This is a genomic window from Chryseobacterium sp. Mn2064, from assembly GCF_049319685.1.
Lineage (GTDB): Bacteria > Bacteroidota > Bacteroidia > Flavobacteriales > Weeksellaceae > Chryseobacterium.
Map to the genome: position 1 here is coordinate 435,648 of NZ_JBMOUE010000004.1, position 21,322 is coordinate 456,969.

The 21,322-nt window shown below is 36.9% G+C and carries 35 protein-coding genes; 30 read left to right on the top strand and 5 right to left on the bottom strand.

Going from position 1 to position 21,322, the window contains the following annotated elements:
• Positions 1 to 32: 32 nt before the first annotated feature.
• The 4 genes from ACL9RH_RS17090 to ACL9RH_RS17105 are packed head-to-tail and all read right to left on the bottom strand — an operon-like array spanning position 33 to position 4,705.
• Positions 33 to 833, bottom strand: coding sequence for a hypothetical protein (locus tag ACL9RH_RS17090; protein ID WP_422694568.1), 801 nt, complete (start codon positions 831 to 833; stop codon positions 33 to 35).
• A gap of 8 nt (positions 834 to 841) precedes the next feature.
• Positions 842 to 1,573 carry an MIP/aquaporin family protein gene (locus ACL9RH_RS17095; protein ID WP_422694569.1) on the bottom strand — a complete coding sequence of 244 codons (732 nt, stop codon included), beginning with the start codon at positions 1,571 to 1,573 and terminating at the stop codon, positions 842 to 844.
• 24 nt (positions 1,574 to 1,597) lie between these two features.
• Positions 1,598 to 3,094: a glycerol kinase GlpK gene (gene glpK, locus ACL9RH_RS17100; RefSeq protein ID WP_422694570.1), complete on the bottom strand. Its 1,497-nt coding sequence runs from the start codon at positions 3,092 to 3,094 to the stop codon at positions 1,598 to 1,600.
• A 12-nt stretch (positions 3,095 to 3,106) separates the two neighbouring features.
• The gene (locus tag ACL9RH_RS17105; RefSeq protein WP_422694571.1) at positions 3,107 to 4,705 is read right to left on the bottom strand and encodes a glycerol-3-phosphate dehydrogenase/oxidase; all 1,599 of its coding nucleotides are present in this window, start codon (positions 4,703 to 4,705) and stop codon (positions 3,107 to 3,109) included.
• Positions 4,706 to 4,821: 116 nt separating this feature from the next.
• On the opposite strand from ACL9RH_RS17105, the gene ACL9RH_RS17110 reads away from it, so the two are divergent.
• The 30 genes from ACL9RH_RS17110 (at position 4,822) to ACL9RH_RS17255 (ending at position 20,577) form a co-directional block, all read left to right on the top strand.
• Positions 4,822 to 5,586, top strand: coding sequence for a DeoR/GlpR family DNA-binding transcription regulator (locus tag ACL9RH_RS17110; RefSeq protein WP_422694572.1), 765 nt, complete (start codon positions 4,822 to 4,824; stop codon positions 5,584 to 5,586).
• Between the two features lie 248 nt (positions 5,587 to 5,834).
• A complete protein-coding gene (rplC, locus tag ACL9RH_RS17115) occupies positions 5,835 to 6,458 on the top strand; it encodes a 50S ribosomal protein L3 (RefSeq protein WP_422694573.1) in 624 nt (207 codons plus the stop codon).
• Positions 6,449 to 7,078, top strand: a complete 630-nt coding sequence (gene rplD, locus ACL9RH_RS17120; protein WP_422694574.1) for a 50S ribosomal protein L4 — start codon at positions 6,449 to 6,451, stop codon at positions 7,076 to 7,078. Before rplC ends, rplD begins: the two co-directional genes overlap by 10 nt.
• Positions 7,079 to 7,081: 3 nt before the next feature.
• Complete coding sequence (gene rplW / locus ACL9RH_RS17125; RefSeq protein WP_047376571.1) at positions 7,082 to 7,372, top strand: 50S ribosomal protein L23; 291 nt, start codon at positions 7,082 to 7,084, stop codon at positions 7,370 to 7,372.
• A gap of 22 nt (positions 7,373 to 7,394) precedes the next feature.
• Complete coding sequence (gene rplB / locus ACL9RH_RS17130; RefSeq protein WP_167026798.1) at positions 7,395 to 8,216, top strand: 50S ribosomal protein L2; 822 nt, start codon at positions 7,395 to 7,397, stop codon at positions 8,214 to 8,216.
• Positions 8,217 to 8,218: 2 nt separating this feature from the next.
• Complete coding sequence (rpsS, locus tag ACL9RH_RS17135; RefSeq protein WP_002983209.1) at positions 8,219 to 8,497, top strand: 30S ribosomal protein S19; 279 nt, start codon at positions 8,219 to 8,221, stop codon at positions 8,495 to 8,497.
• 2 nt (positions 8,498 to 8,499) lie between these two features.
• Positions 8,500 to 8,898, top strand: coding sequence for a 50S ribosomal protein L22 (rplV, locus tag ACL9RH_RS17140; protein WP_048510874.1), 399 nt, complete (start codon positions 8,500 to 8,502; stop codon positions 8,896 to 8,898).
• Between the two features lie 7 nt (positions 8,899 to 8,905).
• Entirely contained in the window at positions 8,906 to 9,655 is a 750-nt protein-coding gene (gene rpsC / locus ACL9RH_RS17145; RefSeq protein ID WP_034694675.1) for a 30S ribosomal protein S3, read from the top strand.
• Between the two features lie 98 nt (positions 9,656 to 9,753).
• The gene (gene rplP, locus ACL9RH_RS17150) at positions 9,754 to 10,179 is read left to right on the top strand and encodes a 50S ribosomal protein L16 (RefSeq protein ID WP_422694575.1); all 426 of its coding nucleotides are present in this window, start codon (positions 9,754 to 9,756) and stop codon (positions 10,177 to 10,179) included.
• A 12-nt stretch (positions 10,180 to 10,191) separates the two neighbouring features.
• Positions 10,192 to 10,377 carry a 50S ribosomal protein L29 gene (gene rpmC / locus ACL9RH_RS17155; protein WP_089793291.1) on the top strand — a complete coding sequence of 62 codons (186 nt, stop codon included), beginning with the start codon at positions 10,192 to 10,194 and terminating at the stop codon, positions 10,375 to 10,377.
• Between the two features lie 12 nt (positions 10,378 to 10,389).
• Complete coding sequence (rpsQ, locus tag ACL9RH_RS17160; protein WP_027371715.1) at positions 10,390 to 10,644, top strand: 30S ribosomal protein S17; 255 nt, start codon at positions 10,390 to 10,392, stop codon at positions 10,642 to 10,644.
• A 2-nt stretch (positions 10,645 to 10,646) separates the two neighbouring features.
• Positions 10,647 to 11,015: a 50S ribosomal protein L14 gene (gene rplN / locus ACL9RH_RS17165; protein WP_002983226.1), complete on the top strand. Its 369-nt coding sequence runs from the start codon at positions 10,647 to 10,649 to the stop codon at positions 11,013 to 11,015.
• 21 nt (positions 11,016 to 11,036) lie between these two features.
• On the top strand, positions 11,037 to 11,363 hold the full coding sequence (gene rplX, locus ACL9RH_RS17170; protein WP_047096816.1) for a 50S ribosomal protein L24: 327 nt from the start codon (positions 11,037 to 11,039) through the stop codon (positions 11,361 to 11,363).
• 11 nt (positions 11,364 to 11,374) lie between these two features.
• Complete coding sequence (gene rplE / locus ACL9RH_RS17175; RefSeq protein ID WP_422694576.1) at positions 11,375 to 11,926, top strand: 50S ribosomal protein L5; 552 nt, start codon at positions 11,375 to 11,377, stop codon at positions 11,924 to 11,926.
• Between the two features lie 3 nt (positions 11,927 to 11,929).
• Positions 11,930 to 12,199 carry a 30S ribosomal protein S14 gene (gene rpsN, locus ACL9RH_RS17180; RefSeq protein WP_002983233.1) on the top strand — a complete coding sequence of 90 codons (270 nt, stop codon included), beginning with the start codon at positions 11,930 to 11,932 and terminating at the stop codon, positions 12,197 to 12,199.
• A 149-nt stretch (positions 12,200 to 12,348) separates the two neighbouring features.
• Positions 12,349 to 12,747, top strand: a complete 399-nt coding sequence (gene rpsH / locus ACL9RH_RS17185) for a 30S ribosomal protein S8 (protein ID WP_047376575.1) — start codon at positions 12,349 to 12,351, stop codon at positions 12,745 to 12,747.
• Between the two features lie 17 nt (positions 12,748 to 12,764).
• Positions 12,765 to 13,310: a 50S ribosomal protein L6 gene (gene rplF / locus ACL9RH_RS17190; protein ID WP_422694577.1), complete on the top strand. Its 546-nt coding sequence runs from the start codon at positions 12,765 to 12,767 to the stop codon at positions 13,308 to 13,310.
• 15 nt (positions 13,311 to 13,325) lie between these two features.
• On the top strand, positions 13,326 to 13,679 hold the full coding sequence (gene rplR / locus ACL9RH_RS17195; protein WP_034694689.1) for a 50S ribosomal protein L18: 354 nt from the start codon (positions 13,326 to 13,328) through the stop codon (positions 13,677 to 13,679).
• A 19-nt stretch (positions 13,680 to 13,698) separates the two neighbouring features.
• Positions 13,699 to 14,220 (top strand): 30S ribosomal protein S5, encoded by a 522-nt coding sequence (gene rpsE / locus ACL9RH_RS17200; RefSeq protein WP_167026789.1) that lies wholly within the window; start codon positions 13,699 to 13,701, stop codon positions 14,218 to 14,220.
• Between the two features lie 11 nt (positions 14,221 to 14,231).
• Positions 14,232 to 14,408 carry a 50S ribosomal protein L30 gene (rpmD, locus tag ACL9RH_RS17205; RefSeq protein ID WP_029297759.1) on the top strand — a complete coding sequence of 59 codons (177 nt, stop codon included), beginning with the start codon at positions 14,232 to 14,234 and terminating at the stop codon, positions 14,406 to 14,408.
• Between the two features lie 21 nt (positions 14,409 to 14,429).
• Positions 14,430 to 14,879, top strand: a complete 450-nt coding sequence (gene rplO, locus ACL9RH_RS17210) for a 50S ribosomal protein L15 (protein ID WP_047096813.1) — start codon at positions 14,430 to 14,432, stop codon at positions 14,877 to 14,879.
• Positions 14,880 to 14,888: 9 nt separating this feature from the next.
• Positions 14,889 to 16,268, top strand: a complete 1,380-nt coding sequence (secY, locus tag ACL9RH_RS17215) for a preprotein translocase subunit SecY (RefSeq protein ID WP_422694578.1) — start codon at positions 14,889 to 14,891, stop codon at positions 16,266 to 16,268.
• A gap of 3 nt (positions 16,269 to 16,271) precedes the next feature.
• Positions 16,272 to 16,487: a translation initiation factor IF-1 gene (gene infA / locus ACL9RH_RS17220; protein WP_027381317.1), complete on the top strand. Its 216-nt coding sequence runs from the start codon at positions 16,272 to 16,274 to the stop codon at positions 16,485 to 16,487.
• 64 nt (positions 16,488 to 16,551) lie between these two features.
• Complete coding sequence (gene rpmJ, locus ACL9RH_RS17225) at positions 16,552 to 16,668, top strand: 50S ribosomal protein L36 (RefSeq protein WP_007839480.1); 117 nt, start codon at positions 16,552 to 16,554, stop codon at positions 16,666 to 16,668.
• Positions 16,669 to 16,675: 7 nt separating this feature from the next.
• Complete coding sequence (rpsM, locus tag ACL9RH_RS17230; RefSeq protein ID WP_034694696.1) at positions 16,676 to 17,053, top strand: 30S ribosomal protein S13; 378 nt, start codon at positions 16,676 to 16,678, stop codon at positions 17,051 to 17,053.
• Between the two features lie 12 nt (positions 17,054 to 17,065).
• The gene (rpsK, locus tag ACL9RH_RS17235) at positions 17,066 to 17,455 is read left to right on the top strand and encodes a 30S ribosomal protein S11 (protein ID WP_034694697.1); all 390 of its coding nucleotides are present in this window, start codon (positions 17,066 to 17,068) and stop codon (positions 17,453 to 17,455) included.
• Between the two features lie 19 nt (positions 17,456 to 17,474).
• Positions 17,475 to 18,083, top strand: a complete 609-nt coding sequence (rpsD, locus tag ACL9RH_RS17240) for a 30S ribosomal protein S4 (protein WP_068940270.1) — start codon at positions 17,475 to 17,477, stop codon at positions 18,081 to 18,083.
• Between the two features lie 33 nt (positions 18,084 to 18,116).
• Positions 18,117 to 19,112 carry a DNA-directed RNA polymerase subunit alpha gene (locus tag ACL9RH_RS17245; protein WP_047376582.1) on the top strand — a complete coding sequence of 332 codons (996 nt, stop codon included), beginning with the start codon at positions 18,117 to 18,119 and terminating at the stop codon, positions 19,110 to 19,112.
• A 6-nt stretch (positions 19,113 to 19,118) separates the two neighbouring features.
• Positions 19,119 to 19,637 (top strand): 50S ribosomal protein L17, encoded by a 519-nt coding sequence (gene rplQ / locus ACL9RH_RS17250; RefSeq protein ID WP_422694579.1) that lies wholly within the window; start codon positions 19,119 to 19,121, stop codon positions 19,635 to 19,637.
• A 115-nt stretch (positions 19,638 to 19,752) separates the two neighbouring features.
• Positions 19,753 to 20,577, top strand: a complete 825-nt coding sequence (locus tag ACL9RH_RS17255) for an N-acetylmuramoyl-L-alanine amidase (protein ID WP_422694580.1) — start codon at positions 19,753 to 19,755, stop codon at positions 20,575 to 20,577.
• A 48-nt stretch (positions 20,578 to 20,625) separates the two neighbouring features.
• Here ACL9RH_RS17255 and ACL9RH_RS17260 read toward each other — a convergent pair whose 3' ends face one another.
• A complete protein-coding gene (locus ACL9RH_RS17260; RefSeq protein ID WP_422694581.1) occupies positions 20,626 to 21,060 on the bottom strand; it encodes a hypothetical protein in 435 nt (144 codons plus the stop codon).
• Positions 21,061 to 21,322: the final 262 nt, after the last annotated feature.

A 21,322-nucleotide genomic window follows, 5' to 3' on the forward strand; every position in this document is an offset into this window, starting at 1 on the left:
AAGTGGCTTTTTATAATTGAGCTAAAGTCAGATTAGAATACGGTAGCAGCCAGCTGAATTCTTGCAAACTTATTGGAAGGATTCCACATGGCCATCATATAAACAGGAAGGCTATAATGATCGGTGATCTTAAGTGTTTTTCCTGCTTTAAGGCCTACATTCACGATGTCGAAACTGTTTTTACCATTTCCATAAAGAAAGGTATTGTTGTTCAATGCAAACCCTGCTCCCACAAAGGCATCAAGATTTACTTTTTGCCCTTTGATGACAGGATAACTTGCCTGTACATAGGTAGAATATCTGTTCTTTTTATAACTTCCGTCGGGTTCAAGAATAACTTCTCCGGCATTGGCTCCTCCATACAGCATAATGTCTGCTTCAATATTAATTGGGAAAGCAGGTCCGAAGGTATAATTGGTCCTTAGATCTATAATATGGGCTGTTCTCCTTTGTGAATAACTGAAAATATCATCAGCCGCCACAGCAGTATTGATATTTCGGGAATTGTAAAGATCCCATAATCCGATATACAGACGCCCGTCAGAATACTGGATATAATAATTGATCTCTTTGTAGTGGGTGTTGTCTTTGTCATCCGCAAGAGCTGATGCTCCCCAGATTCCGACTTTCCATTTTTTTTCTGCATCCAGAGCGTAGGATAGATTTCCCATGACAACAGGTTTGTCTGTAATGATCAACCCTCTCCATATGTGATTGTTCTGAATATTTGCAGTGAAATCAAGTCTGCCTTCTTTAGGTTCAGCGTTTTCCTGAGAGAATAATTTTCCTGTGCCTAAAGCGAAAATAAATATTCCTTTTAAGATTTTTTTCATCGTGTGCCTTATTTTAAAAATCCATATAAAACAGCTGCGATAATGGCTCCAGTTAGAGGGCCTACTATCGGAATCCAAGCGTATCCCCAATCACTACTACCTTTGATAGGAAGAATAGCGTGCATAATTCTTGGGGCAAGATCTCTGGCAGGATTTATAGCATATCCTGTAGTTCCCCCCAATGACAATCCTATAGCCCATACAACGAAGGTTACCGGAATGGCTCCTATAGAACCAAGTCCTACTTTCGCTGTGGGATCTGCGTGTAGAGAAATACTCGGATCTGCGAAATAAAAAACACAGAATACCAGAACAAATGTCCCTATAATTTCACTGATGAGATTGGAAGATGTTTTTCTGATAGCCGGAGTTGTACTGAAACAAGCCAGTTTTGCTCCTTCATCTTCTGTAATCGCAAAATGATCTTTATGGAAAAGCCATACAAGAAACGCTCCCAGCATTCCCCCGATCATCTGAGCGGCGATATATGACGGAACCAAATCCCATGAGAATTTTCCTGCAACCGCAAGGCCTATGGTAACAGCAGGGTTTAAGTGTGCCCCGCTTACAGGTCCTGCTATGGTTACTCCAACAAATACGGCTAATGCCCAGGCGGTCGTGATTACAATCCACCCGGAATTATTCCCTTTCGTACCTTTTAAGACAACATTGGCCACAACGCCGTTGCCCAACAATATAAGAAGCATCGTTCCGATTACTTCTGCAATAAATGGAGTCATATATGTATTTTTAAAGTGAGGGAATTAATCTTCGATCCAGCTTTGAGCGCTTTTTATGGCTTTTTTCCAGAAATGAGCCATTTTATCCACTTGTTGTCTGTCCAACTGTGGGTGGAAATCTTTGTCAACAATCCATTGAGATTGTATCTCGTCTATACTTTTCCAGTATCCTACAGCAAGTCCTGCCAGATAGGCGGCTCCAAGAGCTGTGGTTTCCAGGGTTTTTGGACGTGTTATTTTAAATCCAAATAAGTCGGATTGTATCTGCATAAGCAGATCACTTGCAGAAGCTCCTCCGTCTACTCTCAGTTCCAGACTTTCTCTTCCTGAATCTGCTTCCATTGCTTTCACAATATCATAGACCTGAAACGCGATTCCTTCCAGTGTTGCTCTTGCGATGTGTCCATCAGTTGTTCCACGGGTAATTCCTACAATCGTTCCTCTTGCGTACTGATCCCAGTATGGAGCTCCAAGACCTGTAAGAGCAGGTACGAAATAAACACCTCCATTATCTTTTACGGAAGCCGCAAGTTTATTGACTTCATCGGAAGAATGAATAAGTTTCAATCCGTCTCTTAACCATTGAATGGCTGCTCCTCCAACGAATACACTTCCTTCTAAAGCATAATTAACTTCCCCGTTGATTTTCCAGGCTACTGTTGTAAGAAGGTTATTTTTGGAAGAAACGGCTTCTTTTCCTGTATTCATCAACAAGAAACATCCTGTTCCATATGTATTTTTTACCATTCCCGGTGTGGTGCACATCTGACCAAATAATGCAGCCTGTTGGTCTCCTGCGATTCCTGCAATTGGAATTTTTGTGGAGAATAGAGTGGTGGCTGTTTCACCGTAAATTTCACTGCTTTGTTTTACTTCCGGAAGAATGGCTTTAGGAATATTGAATAAGTCTAATAAATCCTGATCCCACTCCAAGGTATGAATGTTTAACAGCATTGTTCTGCTGGCATTGGATACATCGGTAATAAACATTTTACCTCTGGTAAGTTTCCATACAAGCCATGTGTCTACAGTTCCGAAACAAAGTTCTCCTGCTTCTGCTCTTTCTCTTGCACCTTCCACGGTATCAAGAATCCATTTTAGTTTGGTTGCAGAGAAATAAGCGTCAAGTACAAGTCCTGTTTTTTGCTGAATGATTTCAGCGTGGCCTTGTTCTTTAAGTTCATCGCAGTATTTAGAGGTTCTTCGGTCCTGCCATACAATGGCGTTGTAAATGGGTTCGCCGGTTTCTTTGTCCCATACAATGGTAGTTTCACGTTGGTTGGTAATCCCAATGGCAGCAACTTCCAACCCGGAGATCCCTGCTTTGGCTATAATTTCTGCGGCTACGGAGATTTGTGAAGACCAGATTTCGTTCGGATCATGTTCTACCCAACCCGGGGTAGGGAATATCTGTCTGAAGTCTTTCTGAGATACATATTTTATTTCTCCGCTGTGGTTGAATAGAATCGCTCTGGAGGAAGTAGTTCCCTGGTCTAAAGCGAGGATTAACTTTTCATTCATAATAAAAAACGACTAATTTAGGTTGATTACTTTAGGTGAATAAGGTGTCAATAGATATCCTTTTGCTAAATCGATAAATTCATTTTCCTGTTGTTGTGCCCATTCTTCAGTATATCCTTTTTCTTCGGCAATAATTCTTGCTACGTTATGGGCACTGTCTATTGCTGCTCTTGCGTCTAAGAATAAAAGACGTACTCTTCTTGCTAAGATGTCTTCAATGGTTTCTGCCATTTCATTTCTTACTGCCCAAACTATTTCGGCTACAGTAAAGTCGTGATCCGGATGGATTTTCTGAGCATAACGGGGATTGCTTTGCTGTAAAGCTTTTATAGCGGGAATGTCTGCCCCATAAACGTACAGATGATTGGTTCTGTCTACCTGTTCGGGTTTTACATTTCCGTGAATAGAAAGGTGTTCTGTTTTGGAAGGTGTATTTCCCAATCTGTGAACTTTGATGGCTTCGTCTACTGTATCTTCTGCCATTTTACGATAAGTGGTCCATTTTCCTCCGATGATGGAAACCAGTCCTGTTTCTGAGGTGATCACTTTATGACTTCGGGAAACTTCTTTGGTGCTTTTACCACCGTCTTTTGGTGCTGCAAGTGGTCGTAGTCCTGCAAAAACTGATTTTACATCTTCGCGGGTTGGTTTTTTGGCTAAATATTGTCTTGCCGTATTTAAAACAAAGTTTATCTCTTCTTCTAAAGCACGAGGTTCGAAACTTTCATCCTTTAAAAGAGTATCTGTAGTTCCTACCAACGCACGGTCGTGCCATGGAACAACAAAGAGGACTCTGCCATCCGAGGTTTTCGGAATCATGATGGCATCGTCGCTTTTCAGAAAGGATTTATCCAGTACTAAGTGAATTCCCTGGCTTGGTACAACAAATTTACCATGTTTTGGGTTATTCATATTGAGGATGTCATTGGTAAATACGCCTGTCGCGTTGATGACCACTTTAGCGTGAATCTTATATTGCTGTTTCGAGAACTGATCTTCTGCAACTACCCCTATTACTTTGTCGGAGTTGTCCTTGATTAGGTTGATTACTTTTACATAATTAACAGCAGTTCCCCCTTTTTCAATAATTGTTTGTGTAAGGTTGATGGCCAGTCGGGAATCATCAAATTGTCCATCTTGATAAACAACACCACTTGCTAAGCCTTTCTGTTCAATAGTAGGAAGCTTCTCAACAGTTTTTGATTTGCTGATGTATTTTGTTTTACCCAAACTCAATTTACCTGCCAGAAAATCATAAATAGATAAACCTATTTTGTAATAGATTCCTCCCCACCAGGTATAATTTGGAATAATGAAAGACTGATTTTTTACAATATGTGCTGCATTTTTTGCCAGAAGGCCTCTTTCTTTTAATGCTTCTTTCACCAATCCTACATCTCCCTGTGCAAGATATCTTACTCCACCATGTACCAATTTGGTACTTCTGCTGGATGTTGCTTTCGCAAAGTCATGAGATTCAAGAAGTAAAGTTTTGAATCCTCTGCTTACTGCGTCTAGTGCCGAACCTAAACCACTGGCTCCTCCTCCTATGACAATAAAGTCCCATTCTTTTACATTGGTTAATTTACTGAGTTCTTCGTTTCGTTTCATAAATGTTTCGTTTATGTTTCGTTTTCAAATGTAATAATTAAAAATGAAAGTAAAAAGAAAATAAATGAAATTTTAACATCTGGAAAAAAAGCGGTAATTTTGAGGAAACGAATAAAATGGAAAAACTGATACCAAGACATGATGAAATACTGAAAGAGCTTGATGAAAAGGGACATGTGCTTGTTCAGGATCTGTGCGAAAAGTTGAATGTTTCTTCAGTTACGATCCGAAAGGATTTGAACTATCTCGAAAGTCTGGGGCTTCTTTTCAGAAATCATGGAGGAGCAAGTAAGCAGGTAAGATATGCTTATGAAAAAAATGTTGGAGAAAAAGAAAATATTAATGTAGAAGCTAAACAGGGGATTGCGAAAGCAGCTCTTCAGTTAATTCGTGAGAACGACTGTATTATATTAGCTTCCGGTACAACGATGCATTATCTTGCCAGAATGCTGGTGAATTTTGGCCCGCTTACCGTGTTGACTTCTTCCTTAAGAGTAGCTATTGAACTTTGCAGTAATCCTAATATTAATATTATTCAGTTAGGTGGTGAAGTGAGAAAAAGCTCCACTTCTATTGTAGGGTCTATTTCTGAAGAGATTCTTAAACAGTTTTCCTGTAATAAAGCATTCCTGGGAGTAGATGGTATTGATCTTGAATTTGGGATCAGTACTTCTAACGCTGCTGAAGCACATCTTAACCAGGTGATGATGGATTGTGCAGATAAAACGGTAATTCTTGCTGATTCTTCCAAGCTGAACAAGAAAGGTTTCGGTAAGATTGCTTTATTGGATCAGGTAGATTATCTGATAACAGACGAGGGTATTTCTGCGGAAGATAGAGTAGGGCTTGAGGAGATCGGGGTGAATGTAATCACGAAATAAGTCCTTCATCTTAATTTCTTTTTAAAAAACAAAATAAATCTTTGGGAAATTGGTTTGGAATTTTTTCAAAATCATCTAATTGATTAAAAATCAAAATATTTTAGCTGAAATATTTGTCAGTTATAAAAATATTCATAAATTTGCACACTCATTTTAGGAGCGTAGTATGCCTATATCAGAATTAGAAATTACTTCAGACTTCCGAAAAATGGGGAAAATAAAGGATAAATTTTATTATAATATAAACAATGTCAGGTATTATTGGTAAAAAAATCGGTATGACGTCTTTGTTTAACGAAGAAGGAAAAAACATTCCTTGTACAGTTATCCAAGCTGGTCCGTGCTCGATTTTACAGGTCAGAACCTTAGAAAACGATGGCTATGTAGCTGTGCAGTTAGGTTTCGATGACAAGAGTGAGAAGAACGTTGGTAAAGCGTTAGCTGGCCATTTTAAAAAGGCTGGTTCTGCTCCTAAAGCTAAATTAGTAGAATTCCACGATGGGTTCTCAGAAGCTAAAGTAGGAGAAGAAGTAAAAGTTGATCTATTCATCGAAGGTGAATATGTTGACGTAACAGGAACTTCAAAAGGTAAAGGCTTCCAGGGTGTTGTTAAAAGACACGGATTTGGAGGTGTAATGCAGGCAACTCATGGTCAGCACAACAGACTTAGAGCTCCAGGTTCTATCGGTGCTGGATCTGACCCTTCAAGAGTATTCAAAGGGATGAGAATGGCTGGAAGAATGGGAGGTAAGCAGGTAACTGTTCAAAACCTTCAAGTGTTAAAAGTTGATCAAGAACAAAATCTTTTAGTGGTAAAAGGTGCTGTTCCGGGAGCTAAAAATTCTTATGTAATTATCAGAAAATGGAACTAGTAGTATTAAATACATCAGGAAAAGAGACCGGAAGAAAAGTAACTCTAGACGAAACAGTATTCGGAATTGAGCCAAATCAGCACGCGGTTTACTTAGAAGTTAAACAGTACCTTGCTGCACAAAGACAAGGAACTCATAAAGCAAAAGAAAGAAGCGAAATTACTGCTTCTACTAAAAAGCTTAAGAAGCAAAAAGGATCTGGATCTGCTAGATATGGTGATATTAAATCTCCAACTTTCAGAGGTGGAGGTAGAGTATTCGGACCAAAACCAAGAGACTACAGATTCAAATTGAACAAAGCTCTTAAGAGATTAGCTAAGAAATCTGTTTTATCTCAGAAAATGAGAGACAACAGCATTAAAGTTTTAGAAGATTTGAGCTTTGCTGCTCCTAAGACTAAAGATTTCATCAATGTATTGAATGCATTGGAACTTAACGGTAAAAAATCTTTATTCGTTCTTCCTGAAGCTAACAAGAATGTGTATTTATCTTCAAGAAACTTACCTAAGACTAAAGTAATGAACTTTAACGAAATCAGTTCTTACGACTTAGTAAACGCAGGTGAGATTATTTTCTTAGAAGGTGCAGTTGAAAAATTCCAGGAAAATTTAAAGAAATAAGTCATGTCTATTATTATTAAACCAGTTATTTCAGAAAAGGCTAATTACCTTACAGATTTAAGAGGTTCTTATTCTTTCTTAGTTGATCCTAAGGCGAATAAAATCCAGATTAAAAAAGCTGTTGAAGCAGCTTACGGTGTAAAAGTAGCAGACGTTAACACAATGATTTATGCTCCGAAGGTTTCTTCAAAGTACACTAAAAAAGGTCTTCAAGTAGGAAAGACAAACAAATTGAAAAAAGCGGTAATCAAACTTGCTGAAGGTGAGGTTATCGATATTTTTGCTGTAAATTAATTATTAATTATAAATAATAGTAATGTCTGTTAGAAAATTAAAACCTATCACCCCGGGACAGAGATTCAGAATTGTAAACAATTTTGAGGAAATTACTACCAACAAACCAGAGAAATCTCTAACAGTTGGTATTAAAAAGTCAGGTGGACGTAACCAAACAGGTAAAATGACCATGCGTTACACCGGAGGTGGACACAAAAAGAAATACAGAATTATTGACTTCAAAAGAAACAAAGCAAACGTTGAAGCAACTGTAAAATCTGTAGAATACGATCCAAACAGAACTGCATTTATCGCTTTATTAGAGTACGCAGATGGAGAGAAGAGATACATCATCGCTCCAAACGGTATCAAAGTTGATCAGAAAGTAATTTCTGGTGAAAGCGTAGAGCCAAATGTAGGAAACGCAATGAAGTTGAAAAACATTCCTTTAGGTACTGTTATTTCTTGTGTTGAAATGAAGCCTGGTCAAGGTGCAATTTTAGCAAGAAGTGCTGGTTCTTCAGCTCAATTAACTTCTAGAGATGGAAAATATGCAATCATCAAGTTACCTTCAGGAGAATCTAGAATGATCCTTACTGAATGTATGGCAATGATTGGATCTGTTTCTAACTCAGATCACCAATTAACTGTATCAGGTAAGGCTGGTAGAAGCAGATGGTTAGGTAGAAGACCAAGAACAAGAGCGGTTGTAATGAACCCAGTAGATCACCCAATGGGTGGTGGTGAAGGGCGTTCTTCTGGAGGTCACCCAAGATCTAGAAACGGTAAACCAGCTAAAGGTTACAAAACTAGAAAGAAAAACAAAGTGTCTAACCGTTACATCGTATCTAAAAGAAAATAATTATGGCAAGATCACTTAAGAAAGGACCGTTCATTCATCATACTTTAGATAAGAAGGTTCAGGCAAATATAGAGTCTGGTAAGAAGACAGTTATCAAAACTTGGTCTAGAGCATCTATGATCTCTCCGGACTTCGTAGGACAAACTATTGCTGTACACAACGGGAAATCTTTTATCCCTGTATATGTTACAGAAAACATGGTTGGTCACAAGTTAGGCGAATTTTCTCCAACAAGATCTTTCAGAGGTCATGGTGGTAACAAAAACAAAGGAAGCAGATAATCATGGGATCAAGAAAACAAGATAGTTCAATCGCAAGAAAAGAAGCTAACAAAGACGTTGTAAAAGCTTCATTAAATGACTGCCCATCATCTCCAAGAAAAATGAGATTAGTTGCTGATATCATTAGAGGAGAGCAGGTAGATAAAGCTCTTTATATCCTAAAATATTCTAAAAAAGAAGCCTCTAACAAATTAGAGAAATTACTTCTTTCTGCTATGGCAAACTGGCAGACTAAAAACGAAGGTGCAGATATTGAAGAAGCAAACCTTATCGTTAAAGAAATCTTCGTGGATAGCGCAAGACAATTGAAGAGACTAAGACCAGCTCCACAAGGTAGAGGGTATAGAATCAGAAAAAGATCTAACCACGTTACATTAATCTTAGGTAATAAAGAAAATTAATCAAGGTATGGGACAGAAGACAAATCCAATTGGTAATAGATTAGGTATCATCAGAGGATGGGATTCTAACTGGTTTGGTGGAAACGATTATGGAGACAGAATCGCTGAAGACTACAAAATCAGAAGATACCTTGAGGCTAGATTATCTAAAGGTGGTATTTCCAAAATTTATATTGAAAGAACACTTAAATTAGTAACAGTTACAATCACTACTGCTAGACCGGGACTTATCATCGGTAAAGGAGGTCAGGAAGTTGATAAATTGAAAGAAGAATTGAAGAAACTTACAGGTAAGGATATTCAAATCAACATCTTCGAAATCAAAAGACCTGAATTAGATGCTGTACTAGTTGCTGATAGTATTTCTAAGCAAATTGAAAACAGAATTTCTTACAGAAGAGCTGTTAAAATGGCAATGGCAAGTACTATGAGAATGGGTGCTGAAGGTATCAAAGTTCAAATCTCTGGTAGATTGAACGGAGCTGAAATGGCAAGATCAGAATCTTTCAAAGAAGGAAGAATTCCATTGTCAACTTTCAGAGCTGATATTGATTACCACTGGGCAGAAGCTCACACTACTTACGGTAGATTAGGAGTTAAAGTTTGGATCATGAAAGGTGAAGTTTACGGTAAAAGAGAACTTTCTCCACTAGTGGGACAACAGAAAAAAGGAGGTCAGTCAGACAGAGGAAACAGAGGAGGAGACAGAGACAACAGAAGACCTAGAAAAAACAACAACAATAACAATAATAATTAAAATTTTAGATTAGAAATTTTGAATTTTAAATTACCGTTACTTTTTTAAAATTAAAAAAAATCTAAAATCTAAAATCTAAAATCTAAAATTTAGAAATTATGTTACAACCAAAAAGAACCAAATTCCGTAGAGTTCACAAGATGAAGATGAAGGGGAATGCCCAAAGAGGTAGTCAACTTGCTTACGGAACTTTTGGGATCAAAGCAACGGAAGGAGCTTGGATCACTGCAAGACAGATTGAAGCAGCTCGTATCGCTGCGACAAGATATATGAAGAGAGAAGGTCAACTATGGATCAAAATCTTCCCAGACAAGCCAATTACAAAGAAACCAGCGGAAGTACGTATGGGTAAAGGTAAAGGTGCTGTTGAATATTGGGTAGCTGTAGTAAAACCAGGTAAAATTATGTTCGAAATCGGAGGTGTACCTTACGAAATCGCTAAGGAAGCTTTAAGACTTGCTGCACAGAAATTACCGGTAGTTACTAAATTTGTAGTTGCTAACGATTTTGTTAAACCTCTATAATCTTTGAATACAATGAAAAAAGCTGATATTAAAAATTTAAGCGCGGGTGATATTCAAGCTCAATTAACTGAAGCAAAAGCTCAATATTCTAAATTGAAATTGGCTCATGCAATCAGCCCAGTTGAAAACCCGATTCAAATCAGAGATTTGAGAAAAACAATCGCAAGACTAAATACTGAGTTAACTAACAAACAATAATTTCATTTTACAATGGATAGAAATTTAAGAAAAGAAAGAATCGGAGTGGTTTCCAGCAATAAAATGGAAAAAACTATTGTTGTTAGTGAAACTACAAGAGTAAAGCACCCGATGTACGGTAAATTCGTTCTAAAAACGAAAAAATATACTGCACACGACGAGAACAACGAATGCACAGAAGGCGATACAGTTCTTATCCAAGAAACTAGACCTTTGAGCAAGAGCAAGAGATGGAGATTAGTAAGAATCATTGAAAAAGCTAAGTAATAATGTTACAAACAGAATCAAGATTAAAAGTTGCTGATAACACAGGTGCTAAAGAAGTACTAGTTATTAGAGTTCTGGGAGGAACCAGAAGAAGATATGCTTCAGTTGGTGATAAAATCGTTGTTACTATCAAGGATTCTACACCATCAGGAAACGCTAAAAAAGGTCAGGTATCTAAAGCTGTAGTAGTAAGAACTAAAAAAGCAGTAAGAAGAAAAGATGGTTCATACATCAAATTCGACGACAATGCTTGTGTATTACTAAACGCAGCGGGAGAAATGAGAGGAACACGTGTTTTCGGACCGGTTGCTCGTGAGTTGAGAGACAAAGAATATATGAAAATCATTTCATTAGCTCCTGAAGTACTTTAATTTTTAAAATTTTTTAAAGAAATGTCAAAGTTAAAAATAAAAAGAGGAGATAACGTAATCATTACTACTGGTAAGAAAGATATCAAAGGTAAGACTGGTGAAGTTATTGAAGTGATCAAGAAAGAAGGAAGAGACCCTAGAGTAATTGTTGCAGGACTTAACATCATCAAAAAGCACGTTAAGCCTTCAGCTTCAAACCCTCAAGGAGGAATCGTTGAAAGAGAAGCTTCTATTCATATCTCAAACGTAGCTTTAGTTGGTAAAGACGGAAAAGCTATCAAAATCGGTTACAAAATCGAAGGAGATAAGAAAGTAAGAATTAACAAAAAAACGGGTGAAACTTTATAATTTGAATTAACATGGAATTTATAGCAAGACCCAAAAAAGCATATAAAGAGACAATTGTTCCTGCAATGATGGAAGAATTCGGGTACAAGTCAATCATGCAAGTACCTAGATTAGAGAAAATCGTTGTATCACAAGGTTTAGGAGATGCTACTGCAGATAAGAAAATCATTGATTATGCTGTAGAAGAATTGACAAACATCACAGGTCAGAAAGCAGTAGGTACGATCTCTAAGAAAGACGAAGCTGCATTCAAACTTAGAAAAGGTATGCCTGTAGGTGCAAAAGTAACTTTGAGAGCTCACAAAATGTATGAGTTCTTAGACAGACTTACTTCTTCTGCTTTACCACGTATTAGAGATTTCTCTGGTATCAAAGCAGATGGTTTCGATGGTAGAGGTAACTACAACTTAGGTATTACTGAGCAAATTATCTTCCCTGAAATCGTAATCGACAAAGTGAAAAAAATCCAAGGGATGGACATCACTTTCGTTACTACTGCGAAAACAGATAAAGAAGCTAAAGCATTATTAACTCACTTCGGTTTACCATTTAAAAAGAACTAAGAAATGGCTAAAGAATCAATGAAAGCGCGTGAGCGCAAAAGAGAAGCACTAGTTGCTAAATACGCTGCTAAAAGACAAGCTCTTAAAGAAGCTGGTGATTACGAAGGACTTCAAAAATTGCCTAAAAATGCTTCTCCTGTAAGATTACACAACAGATGTAAACTAACAGGTAGACCAAGAGGATACATGAGAACGTTTGGTATTTCCAGAGTAACATTCAGAGAAATGGCTAACAACGGTCTTATCCCAGGTGTAAGAAAAGCTAGTTGGTAATAATTACTAATTAAAAATCGGGACAATTAAGTTGTCGAGATACTAAAGAATAATAATATCAGACCGAAGATTTCTGACGTCTGATATTGTTCTCTTCAAGTCTTTTCAATACTGATTGTTCTTTAACCAATAATATTTATAAAAGAAAAATGGTAACAGATCCAATTTCAGATTTCCTAACAAGAGTAAGGAACGCACAAAGCGCAGGCCACAAAGTGGTGGAAATTCCTGCATCGAAAATCAAAAAGGAGATTACTAAGATCCTATTTGATCAAGGGTATATCTTAAACTTCAAGTTTGAAGATAACGCTGTTCAAGGAGTGATCAAAATCGCTTTAAAGTACGATAAGCAAACCAACAAACCAGCTATCAAGTCTATCCAAAGAGCTTCTAGACCAGGTTTGAGACAGTACAAAGGTTCTACTGAACTTCCAAGAGTACTAAACGGTTTGGGTATTTCTATCATCTCTACTTCTAAAGGAGTAATGACTGACAAGAAAGCTAGAGAAGAGAAAGTAGGCGGTGAAGTAATCTGCTATGTTTATTAATTTTTAATCAGAGGAAAATGTCAAGAATTGGTAAAGCAATTATAACAATTCCAGCTGGAGTTACAATCACTGAAAATAACGGTGTAGTAACTGTAAAAGGAGCAAAAGGAGAACTTTCTCAGGAGCTTACAGCAGGAATTACTTTAGAACAAAAAGATGGTGAACTTAACGTAAACAGACCATCTGATTCTAAACAACACAAAGCACTTCACGGTTTATACAGAGCGTTAATCGCTAACATGATCGTAGGAGTAAACGAAGGTTTCGAAAAGAAACTAGAACTAGTAGGGGTAGGATACAGAGCTTCTCACGCAGGTCAAAAACTTGAGTTAGCTTTAGGATTCTCTCACGGTATCGTATTAGAACTTCCAAACGAAGTAAAAGTTGATACATTGACTGAAAAAGGTAAAAACCCAATTATTACTTTAACGTCTCACGACAAGCAACTTCTAGGAATGGTTACTGCAAAGATCCGTTCTTTCAGAAAGCCTGAGCCATACAAAGGAAAAGGTGTGAAATTCGTAGGAGAAATTGTTAGACGTAAAGCTGGTAAATCTGCTTAATAAATTATAAGTATTATGGCATTAAGTAAATTAGAAAAAAGAATAAGAATCAAAAGAAGAGTAAGAGGGAAAATCTCTGGATCTTCTGAATTGCCAAGATTATCTGTATACAAAAGTAATAAGGAAATTTACGCTCAGTTAATCGACGATAAAAATGGTAAAACTTTAGCATCAGCTTCTTCTAGAGAGAAAGGTGTAGACGCTAAAGGTACTAAGACTGAAGTTTCTGCTGCTGTTGGTAAAGCTATCGCTGCTAAAGCTATCGCTGCAGGAATTGAAAGTATTGTATTTGACAGAAACGGTTTCGTTTACCACGGTAGAGTGAAAGCTCTAGCTGATGGTGCGAGAGAAGGTGGACTTAAATTCTAATCATTAAATTTCGGAAAATATGTTAGGACTAGATAATATAGAAAGAGTAAAACCGGGAGGATTAGAATTAAAAGATCGTCTCGTAGCTGTTAACAGAGTAACAAAAGTAACTAAAGGAGGTAGAGCTTTCGGATTTTCTGCTATTGTTGTAGTAGGAAACGAAGAAGGTGTTATCGGTTTTGGTTTAGGAAAATCTAAAGAGGTTGCTTCTGCAATTGCTAAAGCAGTTGAAGACGCTAAGAAAAACCTTGTTAAAGTTCCGGTAATGAACCACACTATTCCTCACCAAACTTCTGCTAGATACGGAGGTGCAGATATCTTCTTAAGACCTGCTTCTCACGGTACAGGACTTATCGCCGGTGGTGCGGTAAGAGCAGTATTGGAATCAGCTGGTATTCACGATATCCTTTCAAAATCTAAAGGATCTTCTAACCCTCACAACGTGGTGAAAGCTACTTTCAAAGCGTTATTGGATATCAGAAGACCTGAAGAAATCGCTAGAATGAGAGGTGTTTCTCTAAGTAAAGTGTTTAACGGTTAATAATTAAAACAATGGCAACAATTAAAGTAAAGCAAGTAAGAAGCGCTATTGGTAGAACAAAAACCCAAAAGAGAACGCTTGAAGCATTAGGATTAAAAAAACTTCACCAAGTTGTAGAACACGAAGCAACTCCTTCTATCTTAGGAATGATCGCTGCAGTAAGCCACTTACTTGAAGTTCAAAAATAATTTTATAAAAGAGAAATTAAAATGAATTTAAATAACATACAACCTGCTGCAGGATCTACTTTCAACTCAAAGAGAATTGGTAGAGGTCAAGGTAGTGGAAAAGGAGGTACTTCAACAAAAGGACACAAAGGTCAGAAAGCTAGAGCTGGTTATTCTCAGAAAATCGGTTTCGAAGGTGGACAGATGCCTTTACAAAGAAGATTACCGAAATTCGGATTCAAAAACGTAAACAGAAAAGAGTTTAGAGGAGTTAACCTTGATACTATTCAAACGTTAATCGAGAACAAATCCATCACTGGAGAAATCACGAAAGAAGTTTTAGTAGCAAACGGGATAGTTTCTAAAAACGAATTAGTGAAAATTATGGGTAGAGGAGAATTGAAATCTGCGGTTTCAATCTCTGCTGACAAATTCACTAAATCTGCTGAAGAGCTTATTGCTAAGGCAGGTGGAAAAGCAATTACCTTATAATACTTACTAATGAAAGAATTTATACAAACACTTAAAAATATTTGGAGTCTTAAAGAACTTAGAGATAAAATTCTCTTCACTTTAGGTATTATCCTTGTGTATAGATTCGCATCTTATATCTCACTTCCCGCAATTAACCTTGCAGAGGTGGGAGATCTCTTAGAGCATTATAAAAATCAAGGCGGTAACAAGCAAGGAGCAGGTCTCCTTGGCTTGCTTTCGTCGTTTACGGGGGGGGCTTTCAGCCACGCTTCTGTAATGGCGTTGGGAATCATGCCTTATATTTCTGCTTCTATTATTGTTCAGTTGATGGGAATGGCTATTCCTTATCTTCAGAAGCTTCAGAAAGATGGAGAGTCAGGTAGAAATACATTGAACCAAATTACAAGATGGTTAACGATCGGGGTTTGTCTGGTACAGGCTCCTTCTTACTTAACTTCTATTACTCAATTATTCTTACCGTATGCTCAGTTCCAATCTGCATATTTTGTAGAGCCAAATTCTATCATGTTCTGGTTGCCAAGTATTGTAATCTTGGTAGGTGGTTCAGTATTCGCAATGTGGTTGGGTGAAAAAATCACCGACAAAGGTATCGGAAACGGTATCTCTATCCTTATTATGGTGGGGATCCTTTCAAGATTACCAGAAGCATTCGTTCAGGAAATGGCCGTGCAGAACGGAAAAGGAGGAATGGGATCTATTATGATCCTTATTGAAGTATTATTCTGGATGGTGGTAGTTCTTTTAGCAGTGATTCTATCAGTTGCTGTTAGAAAAATTCCAATTCAGTATGTAAGCAGAGCTCAAGCAAGAGGAGGTGTAAACAGAAATCTTATGCAGGGAGCAAGACAATGGATTCCATTGAAAGTAAATGCTGCTGGTGTAATGCCGATTATCTTTGCTCAGGCATTGATGTTCGTACCAGGACTATTAACAAAATTCGATGAGTCTAATACTTTTCTTGCAGGTTTCAAGAATGTTTTTAGCTGGCAGTACAACGTATTGTTTGCGCTGTTAATTATTATCTTCTCGTTTTTCTATACTGCAATTACAATTCCGGTAAACCAAATGGCTGATGATTTGAAGAGAAATGGAGGTTTAGTACCGAAAGTAAGACCAGGAAAAGAGACCGCTGATTATTTAGATGATATTTTATCAAAAATTACCTTGCCAGGTGCAATATTTTTGTCTATCTTTGCAATCCTTCCGGCAATTGTGCATGGAACCTTTGTTCAGACAGATGCGTTTGCCCTATTTTTCGGGGGAACGTCACTATTAATTATGGTGGGCGTAATTTTAGATACAGTTCAACAGATTAATACATATCTGCTGAACCATCATTATGATGGCTTAATGCAGTCTAAATTATCAAGAACGACTGGATATTAATTTATGGCAAAACAAAAACATATTGAACAAGACGGCGTTATAACGGAAGCACTTTCGAACGCTCAGTTCCGTGTAGAACTAGAAAATGGGCATATTCTTATCGCTCATATTTCTGGTAAAATGAGAATGCATTATATTAAACTTTTACCTGGTGATAAGGTAAAACTAGAAATGTCTCCTTATGATTTATCAAAAGGGAGAATCACATTTAGATATTAAACAAACGCCAAATGGAATCCTCGGATCTCCATTTGGCTCTTGTTAAAAAATAAATACTATCAAAATGAAAGTAAGAGCATCAATTAAAAAAAGAAGCGCTGATTGCAAAATCGTACGCAGAAAAGGTGTACTGTTCGTAATCAACAAGAAGAACCCAAAATTTAAACAAAGACAAGGTTAATTAAATTATGGCGAGAATTGCAGGTATTGATTTACCAAAAAACAAAAGAGGAGTTATCGGTTTAACTTACATCTACGGAGTTGGAAGAAGTACTTCTTCTGAAATCCTTAAAGCTGCCGGTATCAGCGAAGACAAAAAAGTCAACGAATGGAATGACGATGAATTGGCTGCAATCAGAACTTATATTCTAGAAAACGTAAAAGTTGAAGGAGAATTAAGATCTGAAGTGCAATTGAACATCAAGAGATTGATGGACATAGGATGCCAACGAGGAATACGTCACAGACTTGGATTACCTTTAAGAGGCCAGAGAACGAAAAACAACTCTAGAACTAGAAAAGGAAAGAGAAAAACTGTTGCTAACAAGAAAAAAGCTAGTAAATAATCGTTAGGAATTATGGCAAAACAAACTAAAGTAGTTAAGAAGAGAAAAGTAAAAGTTGAAGCTATTGGAGAAGCACATATTCAAGCTTCTTTCAATAACATCATCATTTCTTTAACAAATAAAAACGGAGAGGTTATCTCTTGGGCTTCTGCCGGTAAAATGGGATTCAGAGGTTCTAAAAAGAATACTCCATTTGCTGCTCAGATGGCAGCTGAAAATTGCTCTGCTGTAGCTCACGAAGCTGGTTTAAGAAGAGTAAAGGTGTTTGTGAAAGGTCCTGGTGCAGGTAGAGAATCTGCTATCAGATCTATCCACAATTCAGGAATTGAAGTTTCAGAAATCGTTGACGTGACTCCTATGCCACACAACGGATGTAGACCACCAAAAAGAAGAAGAGTTTAATTTTTAGAATTTACCCATTATGGCAAGATATATTGGACCTAAAACTAAGATTGCTAGAAAGTTTGGTGCTGCAATCTACGGAGATGATAAGAACTTCGAAAAAAGAAAGAACCAACCGCCAGGACAACACGGTCCTAACAAAAGAAGAGGTGCTAAAAAATCAGAATATGCAGTTCAGTTAGCTGAAAAACAAAAAGCTAAATATACTTACGGTATTTTAGAAAGACAGTTTGCTAACCTATTTGAAAAAGCACACAGAAGCAAAGGAGTAACAGGGGAAGTTCTTTTACAACTTTGTGAATCAAGATTGGATAACGTAGTATTCAGATTAGGTTTTGCTAAAACTAGATCTGGAGCTAGACAATTAGTTTCTCACAGACACATCACTGTGAACGGAGAGATTCTTAATATCCCTTCTTACTTGGTAAAAGCTGGTGATGTAATCGCCGTAAGAGAAAAGTCTAAGTCTCTTGAAGTTGTTACCAATGCATTGGCTTCTAAGTCAAACTATGAGTGGTTACAATTCAACGATGAGAAGAAAGAAGGTACCTTCATTTCTGCTCCTGAAAGAATCCAAATTCCGGAAGACATCAAGGAGAACCTTATCGTCGAACTTTACTCTAAATAATTTTTTAATCAAATTTTTGCTCAACCCAATAATATGGCAATTTTACAATTCATAAAACCCGATAAAGTAATTTTACTTAACTCTGATGAATTTAAAGGTCAATTTGAATTCAGACCTTTAGAACCAGGTTTCGGGCTTACAATCGGTAATGCTTTGAGAAGAGTGTTGCTTTCTTCTCTGGAAGGATACGCTATTTCATCTATCAAAATAGAAGGTGTAGAGCACGAATTTTCAACTATTCCAGGAGTAATCGAAGACGTTACCGAAATTATTCTTAACCTTAAGCAGGTAAGATTAAAAGCTGCAGCAGAAGGCCAGGCGAACGAGCAGGTTGTTGCTAAAGTTTCAGGTCAGACGGTTATTACTGCTGGTGATTTAGGTAAGTCTATCAACGGATTTGAGGTGCTAAACCCAGATTTGGTGATCTGCAACCTAAACAGTGATGTAACTTTCGAAATTACTTTCAATATTGAAAAAGGAAGAGGGTATGTTCCTTCTGAACAAAATAAGTCAAACAATGCTCCTGTAGGAACTATTGCTATCGACTCTATTTTCACGCCGATCAAGAAAGTACAATACAGCATTGAAAATTATCGTGTAGAGCAAAAAACAGACTACGAAAAACTTGTATTAGATATAGAAACTGACGGGTCTATTAGCCCTCAGAATGCTTTAACTGAAGCTTCGAAGATATTAATTTATCACTTCATGCTATTCTCTGATGAGAGAATCACGCTGGAAACTGAAGCTGTAAAAGCATCTATCCAATATGATGAGGAAACTCTTCATACAAGACAACTACTTAAGTCTAAATTAGCAGATATGGATCTTTCTGTAAGAGCCCTTAACTGTCTTAAAGCTGCTGAAGTAGAAACTCTTGGAGAACTGGTTTCTTACAGTAAGTCTGATTTGATGAAATTCAGAAATTTTGGTAAAAAATCTTTGACAGAACTAGAAGAATTAGTGCATTCAAAAGGTCTTAACTTCGGTTTCGACGTTGCAAAATATAAGTTAGACGCTGATAAATAATTAATAATGAGACACGGTAAAAAATTCAATCACTTAGGAAGAACAGCTTCTCACAGAAGTGCTTTACTTTCTAATATGGCTTGTTCTCTAATTGAGCATAAAAGAATCAACACTACTGTAGCTAAAGCGAAAGCTTTAAGAGTATATGTTGAGCCTCTATTAACAAAAGCAAAAGAAGATACTACACACAACAGAAGAGTAGTATTCTCTTACCTTCAAAATAAATTTGCGGTTGCTGAATTATTCAGAACTGTAGCTCCTAAAATCGCTGAAAGAAACGGTGGTTATACAAGAATCATTAAGACAGGTTTCAGACCAGGTGATGCTGCTGATACTGCTCTAATCGAATTAGTAGATTTCAACGAGCTTTACAACCCTAATGCTGAAGAGAAGAAGACTACAAGAAGAAGCAGAAGATCTACAACTGCTAAAAAAGCAGAAACTGTAGTAGCTGAAGCTCCTGTAGTAGAAGAGAAAGTAGAAGAAGCTAAAGCTGACTCTACTGAAGAAAAAACTGAAGAGTAATATATTCTATTCAGAAATATAAGAAAAAACCATCCGGATTCCGGGTGGTTTTTTTATTCTGTTAATGTGTAATTAATTTTTTTAGAATAAATTTGATGTTTTAAAAATCTTGATCATGATAATTTTAAAAGATAGATTAGGAAAAACGATTTCCGGAGAGAGTATTAGCTTTATAGATACTCCTAATAAAGAGGGAATTATTATTCCTGAATATATCATTATCCACTTTACTGCAGGAAGAGGCGCTGAAAGTTCAATAGACTGGCTTAAAGATCCTACAGCAAAAGCTTCTGCCCATGTTATTATTGATAGAGATGGAAGAATTACCCAGATGGTGGAATTCAACAAAAAAGCATGGCATGCGGGAAGAAGCAGATGGGCAGACCGATCAGATTTTAATGACTTTTCTATAGGCATTGAACTTGAAAATCCAGGAAAGCTTACCAAAGTAAATGACCGCTTTTATGCATGGTTTGAAAAAGAGTATTCAAAAGATGTTGTTGTTGAAGCTAAGCACAAACATGAAAATGAAGTTTCTTATTGGCATAGTTTTACGGAAAAGCAGATCGATTCATGTTTCAAAGTTTGTAAACTTCTGATGGAAACCTATCAGATTAAAGACATTCTTGGCCACGATGATATTGCACCTCATAGAAAGAATGATCCGGGACCCGCATTTCCTATGGTGAACTTCAGAGCGAAGTTGCTTGGAAGAGAAGATAACTCTGCAGACATCTATAAAGTGACCAGCAATTATGTGAATGTCAGAAAAGGGCCGGCAACAGAGTTTGATACCATTATGCAGCTTAAAAAAGATACTGAGGTAGAGTTTATAAAAAGTAAACTGGGCTGGTTCTATGTCTACGTTTTACTAAAAACAGGAAAAGATGAAGAGCCTGTATATGGATGGATCAACAGTGATTTACTGAAGAAAGTTTGATTATAGGCAAAAAATAAAATGTCCCTCACTATGAGGGACATTTGTATTTTAAATCTTTGTTCTTTTAAGTTCAATAATATTGTTGCCTTGCTCAAGATGAAGACTGTCTCCTTTTACTCGTGCTGTCATATCATCTTTTTTATAAATAGTTTCCTCTCCTTTGGTTTCAGACTTTGGAAGGGTAAACGTTTTTTTGTTGCTGGTGATAGCAACTGTACTTTCTTTCGGGTCATTTTTGAAAACTACTTTTACGAGAGTTCCGTCTGTTGCCTTGTAAACAAAATCTGTTTTTACAGTTTTTTTACCATTCACATCTACCGTATATGAACCTTGAGTTACAGAATCTATTTTTCCGTTGTGATCCGTAACGGTGGTTTCTGTGCTGTCTATCTTAATCACACTTTTGTTTCCACTCTCATTTTTTTTACAGCTTACTGCTGCTAAGGTAAGTACTGTCCCAAGTACTAAAAGGCTTTTTTTCATGATTATATTATTTGATATTCAATAATGATTTTATGCTTTTAATTTTACAAAAATCATGCCTTCTAAGATGAGGAATTTTAATGATATTATTTGAGATCTTTTCATTTTTATTTCTTGTGATTGACTTGTGGGAAAGCGTTTCCATTATATTTTGAAAGACTGTATGAAGTCTGGATTATTTATTCCGTGAAATTGATTTTTTGAATGAAAAATTGATTAAATTTAATACACTAAAAACTCATAATAATAACCTACTCAAATT

Coding starts and splice junctions, on each gene's coding strand:
- secY (WP_422694578.1), top strand. CDS start 14,889: ATGAAAGAATTTATACAAACACTTAAAAATATTTGGAGTCTTAAAGAA.
- rpsK (WP_034694697.1), top strand. CDS start 17,066: ATGGCAAAACAAACTAAAGTAGTTAAGAAGAGAAAAGTAAAAGTTGAA.
- glpK (WP_422694570.1), bottom strand. CDS start 3,094: ATGAATGAAAAGTTAATCCTCGCTTTAGACCAGGGAACTACTTCCTCC.
- rpmC (WP_089793291.1), top strand. CDS start 10,192: ATGAAAAAAGCTGATATTAAAAATTTAAGCGCGGGTGATATTCAAGCT.
- rplN (WP_002983226.1), top strand. CDS start 10,647: ATGTTACAAACAGAATCAAGATTAAAAGTTGCTGATAACACAGGTGCT.
- rpsN (WP_002983233.1), top strand. CDS start 11,930: ATGGCTAAAGAATCAATGAAAGCGCGTGAGCGCAAAAGAGAAGCACTA.
- ACL9RH_RS17110 (WP_422694572.1), top strand. CDS start 4,822: ATGGAAAAACTGATACCAAGACATGATGAAATACTGAAAGAGCTTGAT.
- rplC (WP_422694573.1), top strand. CDS start 5,835: ATGTCAGGTATTATTGGTAAAAAAATCGGTATGACGTCTTTGTTTAAC.
- rplP (WP_422694575.1), top strand. CDS start 9,754: ATGTTACAACCAAAAAGAACCAAATTCCGTAGAGTTCACAAGATGAAG.
- rplD (WP_422694574.1), top strand. CDS start 6,449: ATGGAACTAGTAGTATTAAATACATCAGGAAAAGAGACCGGAAGAAAA.
- rpsE (WP_167026789.1), top strand. CDS start 13,699: ATGTTAGGACTAGATAATATAGAAAGAGTAAAACCGGGAGGATTAGAA.
- rplF (WP_422694577.1), top strand. CDS start 12,765: ATGTCAAGAATTGGTAAAGCAATTATAACAATTCCAGCTGGAGTTACA.
- rpsM (WP_034694696.1), top strand. CDS start 16,676: ATGGCGAGAATTGCAGGTATTGATTTACCAAAAAACAAAAGAGGAGTT.
- ACL9RH_RS17095 (WP_422694569.1), bottom strand. CDS start 1,573: ATGACTCCATTTATTGCAGAAGTAATCGGAACGATGCTTCTTATATTG.
- rplV (WP_048510874.1), top strand. CDS start 8,500: ATGGGATCAAGAAAACAAGATAGTTCAATCGCAAGAAAAGAAGCTAAC.
- rpsH (WP_047376575.1), top strand. CDS start 12,349: ATGGTAACAGATCCAATTTCAGATTTCCTAACAAGAGTAAGGAACGCA.
- rplR (WP_034694689.1), top strand. CDS start 13,326: ATGGCATTAAGTAAATTAGAAAAAAGAATAAGAATCAAAAGAAGAGTA.
- rpsQ (WP_027371715.1), top strand. CDS start 10,390: ATGGATAGAAATTTAAGAAAAGAAAGAATCGGAGTGGTTTCCAGCAAT.
- rpsS (WP_002983209.1), top strand. CDS start 8,219: ATGGCAAGATCACTTAAGAAAGGACCGTTCATTCATCATACTTTAGAT.
- rpmJ (WP_007839480.1), top strand. CDS start 16,552: ATGAAAGTAAGAGCATCAATTAAAAAAAGAAGCGCTGATTGCAAAATC.
- ACL9RH_RS17255 (WP_422694580.1), top strand. CDS start 19,753: ATGATAATTTTAAAAGATAGATTAGGAAAAACGATTTCCGGAGAGAGT.
- rpmD (WP_029297759.1), top strand. CDS start 14,232: ATGGCAACAATTAAAGTAAAGCAAGTAAGAAGCGCTATTGGTAGAACA.
- ACL9RH_RS17245 (WP_047376582.1), top strand. CDS start 18,117: ATGGCAATTTTACAATTCATAAAACCCGATAAAGTAATTTTACTTAAC.
- rpsD (WP_068940270.1), top strand. CDS start 17,475: ATGGCAAGATATATTGGACCTAAAACTAAGATTGCTAGAAAGTTTGGT.
- rplQ (WP_422694579.1), top strand. CDS start 19,119: ATGAGACACGGTAAAAAATTCAATCACTTAGGAAGAACAGCTTCTCAC.
- infA (WP_027381317.1), top strand. CDS start 16,272: ATGGCAAAACAAAAACATATTGAACAAGACGGCGTTATAACGGAAGCA.
- ACL9RH_RS17260 (WP_422694581.1), bottom strand. CDS start 21,060: ATGAAAAAAAGCCTTTTAGTACTTGGGACAGTACTTACCTTAGCAGCA.
- rplO (WP_047096813.1), top strand. CDS start 14,430: ATGAATTTAAATAACATACAACCTGCTGCAGGATCTACTTTCAACTCA.
- rplE (WP_422694576.1), top strand. CDS start 11,375: ATGGAATTTATAGCAAGACCCAAAAAAGCATATAAAGAGACAATTGTT.
- ACL9RH_RS17105 (WP_422694571.1), bottom strand. CDS start 4,705: ATGAAACGAAACGAAGAACTCAGTAAATTAACCAATGTAAAAGAATGG.
- rplX (WP_047096816.1), top strand. CDS start 11,037: ATGTCAAAGTTAAAAATAAAAAGAGGAGATAACGTAATCATTACTACT.
- rpsC (WP_034694675.1), top strand. CDS start 8,906: ATGGGACAGAAGACAAATCCAATTGGTAATAGATTAGGTATCATCAGA.
- ACL9RH_RS17090 (WP_422694568.1), bottom strand. CDS start 833: ATGAAAAAAATCTTAAAAGGAATATTTATTTTCGCTTTAGGCACAGGA.
- rplB (WP_167026798.1), top strand. CDS start 7,395: ATGTCTGTTAGAAAATTAAAACCTATCACCCCGGGACAGAGATTCAGA.
- rplW (WP_047376571.1), top strand. CDS start 7,082: ATGTCTATTATTATTAAACCAGTTATTTCAGAAAAGGCTAATTACCTT.